Source organism: Bacillus sp. FSL K6-3458 (genome assembly GCF_038005045.1).
GTDB lineage: Bacteria > Bacillota > Bacilli > Bacillales > Bacillaceae > Bacillus > Bacillus altitudinis.
In genome coordinates this window covers 237,430-249,843 of record NZ_JBBOSI010000001.1, presented here as the reverse complement: position 1 = coordinate 249,843, position 12,414 = coordinate 237,430, and the positions used below count along the sequence as shown (strand labels likewise).

The following is a 12,414-nucleotide window of genomic DNA, read 5'->3' as shown; positions in this document are numbered from 1 at the left end:
AATGGTCATTCCGATGATTCTCTCGTAGAAAGCAATTCAAGGATTCTTTCTAAATCTTCATTTGAGAGAAATTCAATCTCAATTTTCCCTTTTTTCTTCTGTTTCTTGATCGTCACTGAAGTACCAAAGTAATTTTGTAAGAAAGATTCTCTTTCTTTCAAAATGCGATCCTTTGGTGCTTCTTTTTTCTTTGTTTCACGTGGAACATTTTCATTTAATTGCTGAACAAGTTTCTCAACCTGACGGACATTCAATCCTTCGTCCACGACCTTCTTTACCAATGGCGCCAGCTTCTTTTTGTTTTTCAAACTAAGCAGCGTGCGTCCATGTCCCATGGATAATGTTCCATCCGCAATCAGCTTTTGTACTTCATCTGGTAATGTTAATAAACGAAGGTGGTTCGCAATATGCGGTCTGCTTTTTCCTAACCGCTTGGCTAATTCCTCTTGAGTCACACTTAAGTGATCTAGCAAGGAGGCATAGGCTTCTGCTTCCTCTAATGGAGATAAATCCTCGCGCTGTAAGTTTTCTAAAAGAGCGATCTCCCTCATCAGTGTTTCTGAAAATTCCCTGACGATCGCAGGAATCGTTGTCAAACCAGCTTGTTGTGCTGCACGGAAACGGCGTTCTCCTGCGACAATGTCATATCCTTTAATCGATTTACGAACAATAATCGGCTGTAAAACACCATGCTGCTGAATCGATTCTTTGAGATCAGACAATGCATCATCATCAAACGTTTTCCTTGGCTGATAAGGGTTCGGCCGCAAATCCTTCAACTTAATTTCTTCGACAGTTTCTTCATTGGAATCCACATTGTTAAATAGCGCATTAATACCCTTTCCAAGACCTTTAGCCATTCGCATCCACTTCCTTTGCTAAGTCTAAATAGACATCTGCACCTCTTGAACGTGGATCATACAAGATAATAGGTTTCCCATGACTAGGCGCTTCACTTAGTCTCACATTTCTCGGAATCACGGTCTGATAGACTTTATCTCTAAAGTATTTTTTTACTTCTTCGATGACTTGGATTCCAAGGTTTGTTCTTGCATCCAGCATTGTCAGTAAGACACCTTCAATGGCAAGGTCGGTATTTAGATGTTTCTGCACAAGACGAACCGTATTCAACAATTGACTCAATCCTTCAAGCGCATAATATTCACACTGAACCGGTATTAAAACAGAATCGGATGCAGTTAACGCATTAATCGTCAGTAATCCAAGTGATGGCGGGCAGTCAATAATCATATAATCATAATTTTGCTTCACAGATTCAAGTGCTCTTTTCAACCTCACTTCACGTGAGATCGTAGGCACAAGCTCAATTTCTGCCCCTGCAAGCTGTATCGTCGCAGGAATGACATCAAGATTTTCGACCTCTGTCGTCTTAATCACATCAAGTACATCTGCATCGTCTACTAAAATATCGTACACGCACTTCTCTACGTCGGCCTTCTCAATCCCAATACCACTCGTGGCATTTCCCTGCGGATCAATATCAACTAACAACACTCGTTTTCCTATGTATGCTAAACACGCACCCAAATTAACAGAAGTTGTCGTCTTCCCAACGCCGCCCTTCTGGTTGGTAATCGCTATGATTTTCCCCACGATGTCACCCACTTTCAACTTAACAAGTTTCTCATTCATTCATACTTCCTATTCTATCAAAAAAAGTATGAAACGTTTGCTTTTTTTGTTCCCCCATTATAAATTCGTGAATGAATCTGTGTTTCCGTACATGAATAGATGCATAAAAATGCGCTCGAAAGATATATTAATATATCTTTTTAAAGAAAATTACGAGACAAAAAAACCCCACTTTCATAAAAGTGAGGGAGATACATTCAAAAGTTTAATCCGCCAATTTTACGGCCTTCGCTCACAATGACTTTAGGTGTCACTGTTTTATAGTTCTTCTTTTTCAAAAACCCATAGGGTGCTTTAATGGTAAATGTGGCATGTCCAACAGCGTCCCCGGTTTTTGCGTAAGCCTGCCATACAATCTTTGAACAATAAGTAGGGTCCAAGGATTGAATAGACATAGTGATCGAATATCGAGCCTTCGGATGGTCTTTCACGTAATCATGCGCCCAATCCCCTGCTAAATCTGCCTTTTCCTGATGATTAATCCGAATCACCTTTGTATTGGCACTATAGCGAAACCAGCTTTGAATGGAATCAATATTTGGATGCTGCCGGAACCCAGGAATGGACGCATAGCTTTTCTCATTAATGACGATGCCTGCATGACCAATTAAACCATTCAAAGCACCAGTACTCGTCACCAATATATCCCCTTTTTGAGGTATAATATCGGTTCCAGGATACGGTTTACCAAAAAGATGGCGAATGGTATTCGGCCTTTCATCTGTTACCATTTCATCCTGTTTGTTTTGCCTTAAACCATAGTTCTCCAAATCATCATCAGCTGTGATCACATCGATCGCATCGTCCTGAGACGCTTGCTCTTGATTTAATTGTTGAACCGTTACATCTGTCGAAACCACACCTTGTTTCTTCAGAGTACTCAGTTCTTCTTTCGTAATCGTTTCTTCCGCTGAATGAGTATCATGATTCGTTGACGTGCTCACAGCAAACACAGTCGTTTCATTTGAAAAAAGAGAAAAAGAGATTAGTAAATAACAGATAATAGCAAAAATAGTCTTTTTCATTTTCATCGGTTATATGTCACCTCCCTTCTACTATGAAAATCATATTTTACCAATTAATTAATAATAAGTAAATATCATGAATTGAAGGGAGAGAAAGACAAAAAAGCTGACGAGTAATGCTCATCAGCTTCTTTCTATTTAGGAATTCGAATCGTTAATTGGATATATTCCTCAAATTCTTCTTCCTCGGTATTTATTTTAAGTCCGCTGTCTTCTACCATGTGGAGAGACTGACGAATGGTATTCATCGCAATTCGCGTATCTCGGCTAAACGCCTTACGTTTCGGCTTCGGTTTGCGATCTGTTTTTTGTTCAAGCATCTTCACTACACGCTCTTCAGTCTGTTTCACATTCAGCTGCTTTTCGATGATTTCCTGCAACAGCGTGATCTGTAATTCTGGCAGCTTTAGAGGTACAAGTGAACGGGCATGTCTCTCTGAGATTTTTTTCTCCAAAATGGCTTGCTGTACTTCTTCAGGCAACTTTAAAAGTCTTAGTTTGTTTGCAACAGTCGATTGTCCCTTACCTAAACGCTGAGCAAGCGCTTCTTGCGTTAAATCATGAAGCTCTAAAAGACGTGCATAAGCATGAGCCTCTTCAATTGCAGACAGCTCTTCTCTTTGCAAATTTTCAATCAATGCCACAGATGCCGTTTCCGTATCAGTAAAATCTTTTATAATAGCGGGGATCTTCTCCCATTGAAGAGTTTGTACCGCTCTCCAACGTCTTTCGCCGGCGATCAGTTCATATTTTCCTTCTTCTTCTGTTGGTCTAACAACAATCGGTTGAATAATGCCATGGGTATGAATGGTTGTGGCCAGCTCTTGTATCTTTTCTTCTGAAAAAATGGTGCGTGGCTGAAAACGGTTAGGCATAATTGTGTCGACCGGGAGCTCCTGTATCTCTTCCTTTAATGTTTCATGCTCAGCAATCTCTGCCTCTATTTCGGTATCACGCTCAGGATGTTCTTTGTCACCAAGCCCGAAGAAGCGTGAGAGTGAATGCTTCATGAACCTACACCACCTTTAAAAACTACCTTTTTATAATTCTATTTTCTCATGTTTTTTCCTTCTGTAAAATCATAAATATTGAAGAAAAACCGACCTTTTACATGATCAACCCTCTATTGGTGATTTATTAGGTGTTCCTGGTTTTCTAGGATATTTTTTTGGTGTTTGTTTTTTCTTTTCAATGACAATGATGTTCCGCTCGCTTTCTTCTAAAGGAAGAACAAAGGAATGCTTTTCAACAACCTCTCCTCCGAGGACAGTGACGGCTTTTTTTCCTGCTTGCATCTCTTCATCTGCAGCAGATGCTTTTAATGCAACAAACAATCCTTCCTTTTTCACAAGAGGCAGGCATAGTTCGCTCAAGACAGATAAGCGCGCAACTGCTCTAGCGGTGACAAGGTCATAGCTTTCACGTTGATCTTTACGTTGTCCAAAGGTCTCCGCACGATCATGATAAAAAGTAGTATCTTGTAAGTTTAACCCTTTTGCTAACTCATTGAGAAACGTAATGCGTTTCTGGAGAGAATCAACAATGGTCACATGTAGATGAGGGAAACAAATTTTAAGAGGAATGCTTGGAAAACCAGCACCAGCTCCAATATCACAAATTGTTGTCACATTGTGAAAATCAATAAAAAATGCTGCTGATATCGAGTCATAAAAATGCTTTAAATATACTTCTTCCTTTTCTGTAATGGACGTTAAATTCATCTTCTCGTTCCATTCTACAAGCATATGGAAGTAAGTTTCAAATTGTTCAAGCTGCACTGGAGAAAGAGTGATCCCTTTCTCCTCTAGTGCTGCTGTAAATTGTTCAATGTTCATGCCGACATCCTTTCTACTCTGCTATCTTCGCAATACGTCCCTGCTCCAAATACACTAAAAGGATAGAAATATCAGCAGGGTTAACGCCTGAAATACGAGAAGCCTGTGCAACAGAAAGCGGTCGGACTTCTTTTAGCTTTTGCTTCGCTTCAGTTGCAATCCCTTTAATGGCATCATAATCGATTCGATCCGGAATCTTTTTGTTTTCCATCTTTTTCAGCTTTTCAACTTGTTGGAGCGACTTTTCAATATAACCTTCATATTTAATTTGAATCTCTACCTGTTCACACACATCAGCAGGAAGCGGTGTGTCAGCAGGAGCTAGTTTCACAACAGATTCATAGTTCATCTCTGGACGCTTCATCAGATCACTTGCTCGAATACCGTCCTTCAATTCACTTCCACCAAGAGAACGGATATATTCCTGTGTCTCTGCTGTAGGTTTAATAATGACAGAATATAAACGTTTTTTCTCTGCTTCAATGGCCTCTTTTTTCTGTGTGAATGCTTGGAATCTCTCTTCAGAAATTAAACCAATGTTATATCCAAGTTCCGTCAATCTTAAATCAGCATTGTCATGACGCAGAAGTAAGCGGTACTCTGCACGAGAAGTTAAAAGACGGTAAGGTTCATTTGTACCCTTCGTGACAAGATCATCAATGAGAACACCGATATATGCATCAGATCGGCTTAAAATGACTTCTTCTTTACCCAATGCTTTTCTTCCTGCATTGATACCTGCCATAATTCCTTGACCTGCAGCTTCCTCATAACCAGAGGTACCATTAATTTGGCCAGCTGTATATAATCCAGAAATTTTCTTCGTCTCAAGTGTCGGCCACAATTGTGTAGGCACAATCGCATCATACTCAATGGCATAACCCGCTCGCATCATTTGTACATTTTCAAGCCCTGGAATGGTTGACAGCATTCGCTGCTGTACATCCTCTGGCAGACTTGTAGATAAACCTTGAACATACACTTCTTGCGTATTACGGCCTTCTGGCTCTAAGAAAATTTGATGTCTCGGTTTATCATTAAAACGAACCACCTTATCCTCAATAGACGGGCAGTATCTAGGACCTGTTCCTTTAATCATACCTGAATACATAGGAGAACGGTGAAGATTCTCATCAATAATTTGATGAGTCTCTAAACTCGTGTATGTTAACCAGCATGGTAATTGATCTGTAATATATTCCACAGTTTCATAAGAAAACGCACGTGGTACATCGTCACCTGGTTGAATTTCCGTCTTACTATAATCAATCGAGTGGCTGTTTACTCGTGGTGGTGTTCCAGTTTTAAAGCGAACCAAATCGAATCCTAATTCTGCTAGATGATCCGATAATTTAATGGAAGGCTGCTGATTATTAGGACCGCTTGAATAAGAAAGATCCCCTAAAATAATGCGGCCTTTTAAGAAAGTACCAGTCGTTAGAACAACAGATTTCGCGCGATAATTTGCACCTGTTTGAGTCACAACACCTTTACATTCATCATCTTCTACAATTAAATGGTCTACCATCCCTTGTAGCATTGTTAGGTTTGGTTCATTTTCCATTGTTTTTTTCATTTCGTGCTGATATTGAAACTTATCTGCTTGCGCTCTTAACGCACGGACAGCAGGTCCTTTTCCAGTATTCAGCATACGCATTTGAATGTGCGTCTTATCTATATTTCGTGCCATTTCCCCGCCTAGCGCATCAATTTCTCTGACGACAATCCCTTTAGCGGGACCTCCTACGGACGGATTACATGGCATAAAAGCAACCATATCGAGATTGATGGTCAATACAAGTGTTTTGGCGCCCTGTCTTGCAGAAGCAAGAGCAGCCTCAACACCAGCATGACCGGCACCGACGACGATTACATCATATTGGCCAGCTTCATAACCCATTTCTTTTGTTCCTCCCTTTACTTTCCTAAACAGAATTGAGAGAATAACTGATCGATTAAGCTTTCATGAACAGCATCCCCAATAATTTCACCTAGCTGCTCCCAGCAGCGTGTTAAATCTATTTGAACAATGTCGATCGGTACATCCATTTCAATTCCTTCTAGAGCATCTTCAATCGATTGTTTTGCTTCTTGAAGGAGCGCAATATGCCTAGTATTGCTCACATACGTTAAATCTCCACTTTCAATTGAGCCTGTGAAGAATAAAGATTGAATGGCCATTTCAAGCTCATCAATCCCTTTTTCTTGTAATAAAGATGTTGTAACAACCGGACGATCCTTCGCTAACTCTTTTACCTTTTCTACATCAAGTTTAGGCTCAAGATCTGTCTTATTGACAATCACAATAATATCCATACCTGAGACAGCCTCAAATAGCTTAATATCTTCCTCGGATAACTCTTCACTATAATTGAGCACAAGTAAAATCAGGTCAGCTTCTTTTAAGACCTGTCTTGATCGCTCGACCCCAATACGCTCAACAATGTCTTCAGTCTCACGTATACCCGCAGTATCTACTAAACGGAGCGGTACTCCTCTTACATTCACATATTCCTCGATGACATCTCTGGTTGTTCCAGGAATATCGGTCACAATCGCCTTTGTTTCCTGAACAAGACTATTTAATAAGGAAGACTTCCCAACATTTGGCCTTCCAATAATAACAGTAGATAAGCCCTCACGTAGGATTTTCCCCTGCTGTGAAGTCGTTAGAAGCGATTCAATTTCCTTTTTCACAGATGTCGCCTTTTCAACTAAGACTCGATGTGTCATTTCTTCAACATCGTCATACTCTGGATAATCAATATTCACTTCTACATGGGCAAGTGTCTCCAATATCTCACCACGAAGACGTTTAATCAAACCGGAGAGACGTCCCTCCATTTGAGTAATTGCGACATTCATCGCACGGTCAGTTTTTGCACGAATCAAGTCCATTACGGCTTCTGCTTGTGACAAGTCGATTCTTCCATTTAGGAAAGCGCGTTTTGTAAACTCACCTGGCTCCGCTAATCTCGCTCCTTCTTTTAAAGCAAGCTGCAAGACTTTATTGACCGTGACAATTCCGCCATGGCAGTTGATCTCAATAACGTCTTCTCTCGTAAATGTTTTTGGCGCTCTTAATACAGACACCATGACCTCTTCTATCACTTTATCGGTACTTGAATCTACAATATGACCATAATGAATTGTATGAGAATCCACTGATACAAGTTTTTTTTCCTTAGGCCCCTTATACATGCGATCAGCAATCTGAACTGCATCAGGCCCACTTAAACGTATAATGGCAATTGCCCCTTCACCCATTGGTGTAGAAATTGCTGCAATTGTATCCACCGCTCATTCACCTCTTTCTCTATTCAATAGACAGTCTTATATCTATTAAATGGACGTTGTCCATCTCTATATCAAAAACGCTTAATCCAAAATTTAAAGATACCATAAATGCATGCGAAGCGAAAGTAGCCCACATTTAATTATCCACAGTTTTACACCCTGTCTATTTTAACACTTAACTTATCCACATGTGAATAACGACGTTCTAAACTTGTCTTCACATCTTACACCTAAATCCAATAAATTAAAACGCCCTTCTCCCTTTGCAACTAAGGGAAAATGACGTTTTCGATCTAAATAACACACTAACTTTTTAGAAATAAAGGAGTAATCTACTATTAAAAGGTAATTTTTCAATAAAAAAAGACTAAAATCCAGCTTTGCTGAATCTTAGCCTTTCTGCTATTTTTTATACAGCACCACAACATGACGCTTGGTGCCTGTATCTTCGGATGCCGTGGCAAGTTCTTTAGAAAATGCTGCAATCGTATCATGAACGACTTTTCGTTCATTCGAAGGCATCGGTTCTAAATGAACCTTTCTCTTCGTTTTTAAAACACGATTTGCCGTTTTGATTGCGTATTGTTCAAGTGCTTCTTGTCGTTTCTTCCTATAATCTCCAATATCAATTGTAATATGATGATACTGATCAGAATAACGATTAAACACTAACTGCACCAAGGTTTCTAAAGAGTACAGTGTTTGTCCTCTTTTTCCAATCATTAATGAAGTTTTGTCTCCATCAATGTGAAAAGAGATCTTTTTCGTTTCTTTTTTCGAAACAATGTTTGCTTTAGGATCAATTGATTTAACAATTTTATCTAAATACTGTGTTGCTAATTTGAGCGCATCTCGCTTTTCTACTAACTTGACAACAGCTTGTCTTTTACCAAATAATCCTAAAAATCCTTTGTTTCCTTTATCTACTATTGTGATATCCACTTCTTCTTGTAGTAGTTGAATTTGTTTCAGTCCGGAATCTACTGCTTCTTCGACTGTGCGACCGACAGCAGTTATTTCCTTCATTTTTTGTTCCCGCCAGCTTTTTCTTTTGTATCAACTTTTACTTGAGGTGTTTTAATGACCAACGTTTGAATGATCATGAAAATGTTACCTACAACCCAGTACAGTGAAAGTGCCGCTGGGAAACTGATTGCAAATACAATGATCATAATCGGCATCACCCAAAGCATAATCGCCATTTGAGGGTTGTCCGAAGGATTTCCAGCCATCATTAGCTTCTGCTGAATAAAAGTAGCTACACCTGCAATAATCGGTAACAGGAATAATGGATCTGGACTGCCTAAGTCAAACCATAAGAAAGTATGTTTCTTGATTTCAGCTGTTCTCATGATCGCATGATAAAAACCAATTAAGATTGGCATTTGAATTAAGATTGGGAAACACCCTGCTAATGGATTTACACCATTCTTTTGGAAAAGAGCCATTGTTTCCTGTTGAAGCTGCTGCTGTGTTTTTTGATCTTTTGAACTATATTTTTCACGAAGCTTCTTTAGTTCTGGCTGAAGTGCTTGCATTGCTTTTGTACTTCTTAATTGTTTAATCATTAATGGTAAAATGAGCAAACGAATCAAAAGAGTTACAATAATAATCGCTACACCATAGTTTTCACCAGTTAAGTTTGCCATGTAAGTGATTAATTGAGATAGCGGGTATACAATGTAAGAATTCCAGAATCCCTTACTATCTGATGTGATTGGTTCATTGATTTGTGTACATCCTGCCAATAGAACCAACACGCCAATCAAGCTAAATATTAGTAATAATCGCCTTTTCAACAAGATTCCTCCCATTACTTCAAACTTTATTTAAGTTGGAATTGATTACGAAAGTGACTCACCTAATCAGTATGGTAACATTTTTTCATTACAAAGTGGTGGTTTCATTTTAATTCACTAGATGAAGGAAGCGCTTTTAAAAATTGATTCAACGAAAGTTTCTATTACGAAGACTTTTTCGGTTGTTGTTGATAAACAGCGGATTTTCTAAATAAATGCTGGAGAGACTTCTTTGTTTCTTCAAAGGTCAATTCGCTTGCTGGTTTTCGTGCGATAACAATGTAGTCTTTTTCTTGCTTTAGCTTATGACCTTCCTCTAAGAACACCTGACGGATCAATCGTTTAATCCGGTTTCTTATCACTGCATTACCTATCTTCTTACTGACAGACAATCCTAAACGCAGTTCTTCTTGATTTGGTTGGTCCAGCTGATAAATGACGAATTGGCGATTAGCCATTGATTGACCTTTTTTGAACACTGTTTGAAACTCTTCATTTTTTTTTAGCCTGTTTCGCTTCTTCATGTTTTCTTCCACTCCGATAAAAACTGACAGTTCATTTACGATTTTATGTAAAAAAGACCACTGACATTATTCAGTGGCCTAAGCTGATAATTTTTTTCTACCTTTGCTGCGGCGTCGCTTTAAAACTAGACGTCCGTTTTTAGAACTCATACGGCTGCGGAAGCCATGAACTTTACTACGCTTACGGTTATTTGGTTGAAACGTTCTTTTCATTTATGACACCTCCCTGAGGAATAGCTGTTTAAGACAGTCTAACTCATTATATTTGTGTAACCCATCGATTGTCAATATCAATGATAAAACTCTTATTATCAACCTTATAAGCATAACACAAGTTATCAAGTGAAGAAACCTTCTTTTTTAGTTTCCAGCATTTTATTCTTTTTTTCCTTCAAAAAAACCTTCAAAACAAGGTTGTGGATATTTTTCCGGCATATTTTGACTATCCACATCCATTATCGACATTTTTTTCACACAAATAACCTATGTGGATAATTATTTTTCAACAGGATGTAAAGTGTGTGGATAAGTTTGTGACACCCATTGCACCATCTTGTTTATTTTGATATTATATTTGTGTTTTAACTCTTAATTACTTATCTGGCCTATTTATCTTATCCACAATTTGTGGATAACCTGTGGAAAGTTATTACACAGCTTGTTGAATTGTTTATCCACAACCTGTGTAATTTGTCGAAAAGACGTTTTTCTACTATATTAATTGTTTTCAACAAAGTATGTGCACGAATGGTGATGACCATTTGCTCTTTTTCGTGTTCTATAACAGTTTGATACTGGTCATTTTAAAAAGAAAAGGAGGGGGGAGAAGCCTTATGGAAAATATTTTGGATCTGTGGAATAAAGCACTTCAAAAAATAGAGACAAAATTGAGCAAACCTAGTTTTGAAACATGGATGAAGTCCACTAAAGCCCATTCTCTTCAAGGAGATACGCTGACTATTACTGCACCTAATGAATTTGCGAGGGACTGGCTCGAGTCAAGATACCTTCACTTAATTGCAGATACCATCTATGAACTGACAGGCGAAGAGCTCAGCATCAAATTTATCATTCCTCAAAATCAGGACGAAGAGGAAGCCATGCCAAAATCTCCAATCAAAAAAATGTCGAAAGAAGAACCCGTTGAAATTCCACAAAATATGCTGAATCCAAAATATACATTTGATACTTTTGTTATTGGTTCAGGCAACCGTTTTGCTCATGCAGCTTCACTTGCAGTCGCAGAAGCACCAGCAAAAGCATATAACCCGCTTTTTATTTATGGGGGCGTTGGTTTAGGAAAGACTCACTTAATGCATGCGATCGGTCATTACGTCATCGACCATAATCCATCAGCCAAAGTGGTCTATCTATCATCTGAAAAATTTACAAATGAATTTATCAACTCAATCCGGGACAACAAAGCAGTCGATTTCCGTAATCGCTATCGGAATGTAGATGTGCTTTTGATAGATGATATTCAATTTTTAGCAGGAAAAGAACAAACACAAGAAGAGTTTTTCCATACATTCAACACACTTCACGAAGAAAGTAAGCAAATCGTCATTTCTAGTGACCGGCCGCCAAAGGAAATTCCGACACTTGAAGACAGATTACGCTCTCGATTCGAATGGGGCTTAATTACAGACATTACCCCGCCAGATCTAGAAACGCGTATTGCGATCTTACGTAAAAAAGCAAAAGCAGAAGGTTTAGACATTCCGAATGAAGTCATGCTTTATATTGCCAATCAAATCGACAGCAACATTCGGGAACTGGAAGGTGCTTTGATTCGTGTTGTTGCTTACTCTTCTTTAATTAATAAAGACATCAATGCAGATCTAGCAGCTGAGGCGCTAAAGGACATCATTCCATCGTCAAAGCCAAGGGTCATTACAATTAAAGATATTCAAAGAATTGTAGGGCAGCAATTTAATATTCGTTTAGAGGATTTCAAAGCGAAGAAACGTACGAAGTCAGTTGCTTATCCAAGACAAATTGCCATGTATCTCTCTAGAGAAATGACCGACTCCTCTCTGCCTAAAATAGGAGAAGAATTTGGAGGTCGTGATCATACGACTGTCATTCATGCTCATGAGAAGATTTCGAAATTAATGGTTGAAGATGAACAGCTTCAGCAGCATGTCAAAGAAATAAAAGAACAATTAAAATAATCTAGCTGATATAATAAGTACGGGAAAATGTGAATAACTAGAGCATAGTCATACACAGTCTGTCCACATGTGGATAGGCTGTCTTTCCTTTCTTTCTACTGACTTAT

Annotated in this window: 12 protein-coding genes; 1 reads left to right on the top strand and 11 read right to left on the bottom strand. The window is 38.8% G+C overall.

Going from position 1 to position 12,414, the window contains the following annotated elements; translation table 11 throughout:
- Positions 1-5 precede the first annotated feature (5 nt).
- The 11 genes from MHH23_RS01420 to rpmH all read right to left on the bottom strand — a co-directional run bounded on the left by MHH23_RS01420 (position 6) and on the right by rpmH (position 10,346).
- Entirely contained in the window at positions 6-860 is an 855-nt protein-coding gene (locus MHH23_RS01420) for a ParB/RepB/Spo0J family partition protein (RefSeq protein WP_116306609.1), read from the bottom strand.
- On the bottom strand, positions 853-1,614 hold the full coding sequence (soj, locus tag MHH23_RS01415; protein WP_008360890.1) for a sporulation initiation inhibitor protein Soj: 762 nt from the start codon (positions 1,612-1,614) through the stop codon (positions 853-855). Before soj ends, MHH23_RS01420 begins: the two co-directional genes overlap by 8 nt.
- A 236-nt stretch (positions 1,615-1,850) precedes the next feature.
- Positions 1,851-2,684: a YiiX/YebB-like N1pC/P60 family cysteine hydrolase gene (locus MHH23_RS01410; RefSeq protein WP_116306611.1), complete on the bottom strand. Its 834-nt coding sequence runs from the start codon at positions 2,682-2,684 to the stop codon at positions 1,851-1,853.
- 128 nt (positions 2,685-2,812) lie between these two features.
- Entirely contained in the window at positions 2,813-3,688 is an 876-nt protein-coding gene (noc, locus tag MHH23_RS01405) for a nucleoid occlusion protein (RefSeq protein ID WP_024718432.1), read from the bottom strand.
- Positions 3,689-3,793: 105 nt separating this feature from the next.
- Complete coding sequence (gene rsmG / locus MHH23_RS01400) at positions 3,794-4,513, bottom strand: 16S rRNA (guanine(527)-N(7))-methyltransferase RsmG (protein ID WP_007497477.1); 720 nt, start codon at positions 4,511-4,513, stop codon at positions 3,794-3,796.
- A gap of 13 nt (positions 4,514-4,526) precedes the next feature.
- Positions 4,527-6,413, bottom strand: coding sequence for a tRNA uridine-5-carboxymethylaminomethyl(34) synthesis enzyme MnmG (mnmG, locus tag MHH23_RS01395; protein WP_039169033.1), 1,887 nt, complete (start codon positions 6,411-6,413; stop codon positions 4,527-4,529).
- A gap of 17 nt (positions 6,414-6,430) precedes the next feature.
- Complete coding sequence (gene mnmE, locus MHH23_RS01390; protein ID WP_340958736.1) at positions 6,431-7,810, bottom strand: tRNA uridine-5-carboxymethylaminomethyl(34) synthesis GTPase MnmE; 1,380 nt, start codon at positions 7,808-7,810, stop codon at positions 6,431-6,433.
- Positions 7,811-8,212: 402 nt separating this feature from the next.
- Positions 8,213-8,836, bottom strand: a complete 624-nt coding sequence (jag, locus tag MHH23_RS01385; protein WP_340958735.1) for an RNA-binding cell elongation regulator Jag/EloR — start codon at positions 8,834-8,836, stop codon at positions 8,213-8,215.
- Positions 8,833-9,615, bottom strand: coding sequence for a YidC family membrane integrase SpoIIIJ (gene spoIIIJ / locus MHH23_RS01380; protein ID WP_089374159.1), 783 nt, complete (start codon positions 9,613-9,615; stop codon positions 8,833-8,835). The genes jag and spoIIIJ overlap by 4 nt, the downstream gene beginning before the upstream one ends.
- 158 nt (positions 9,616-9,773) lie before the next feature.
- Positions 9,774-10,133 carry a ribonuclease P protein component gene (gene rnpA, locus MHH23_RS01375; protein WP_008347592.1) on the bottom strand — a complete coding sequence of 120 codons (360 nt, stop codon included), beginning with the start codon at positions 10,131-10,133 and terminating at the stop codon, positions 9,774-9,776.
- A gap of 78 nt (positions 10,134-10,211) precedes the next feature.
- The gene (gene rpmH / locus MHH23_RS01370; RefSeq protein WP_008360908.1) at positions 10,212-10,346 is read right to left on the bottom strand and encodes a 50S ribosomal protein L34; all 135 of its coding nucleotides are present in this window, start codon (positions 10,344-10,346) and stop codon (positions 10,212-10,214) included.
- Positions 10,347-10,966: 620 nt separating this feature from the next.
- On the opposite strand from rpmH, the gene dnaA reads away from it, so the two are divergent.
- A complete protein-coding gene (gene dnaA, locus MHH23_RS01365; RefSeq protein ID WP_041092146.1) occupies positions 10,967-12,307 on the top strand; it encodes a chromosomal replication initiator protein DnaA in 1,341 nt (446 codons plus the stop codon).
- The last annotated feature ends 107 nt before the right edge of the window (positions 12,308-12,414 follow it).

Coding starts and splice junctions, on each gene's coding strand:
- jag (WP_340958735.1), bottom strand. CDS start 8,836: ATGAAGGAAATAACTGCTGTCGGTCGCACAGTCGAAGAAGCAGTAGAT.
- rnpA (WP_008347592.1), bottom strand. CDS start 10,133: ATGAAGAAGCGAAACAGGCTAAAAAAAAATGAAGAGTTTCAAACAGTG.
- noc (WP_024718432.1), bottom strand. CDS start 3,688: ATGAAGCATTCACTCTCACGCTTCTTCGGGCTTGGTGACAAAGAACAT.
- rpmH (WP_008360908.1), bottom strand. CDS start 10,346: ATGAAAAGAACGTTTCAACCAAATAACCGTAAGCGTAGTAAAGTTCAT.
- MHH23_RS01410 (WP_116306611.1), bottom strand. CDS start 2,684: ATGAAAATGAAAAAGACTATTTTTGCTATTATCTGTTATTTACTAATC.
- MHH23_RS01420 (WP_116306609.1), bottom strand. CDS start 860: ATGGCTAAAGGTCTTGGAAAGGGTATTAATGCGCTATTTAACAATGTG.
- dnaA (WP_041092146.1), top strand. CDS start 10,967: ATGGAAAATATTTTGGATCTGTGGAATAAAGCACTTCAAAAAATAGAG.
- mnmG (WP_039169033.1), bottom strand. CDS start 6,413: ATGGGTTATGAAGCTGGCCAATATGATGTAATCGTCGTCGGTGCCGGT.
- rsmG (WP_007497477.1), bottom strand. CDS start 4,513: ATGAACATTGAACAATTTACAGCAGCACTAGAGGAGAAAGGGATCACT.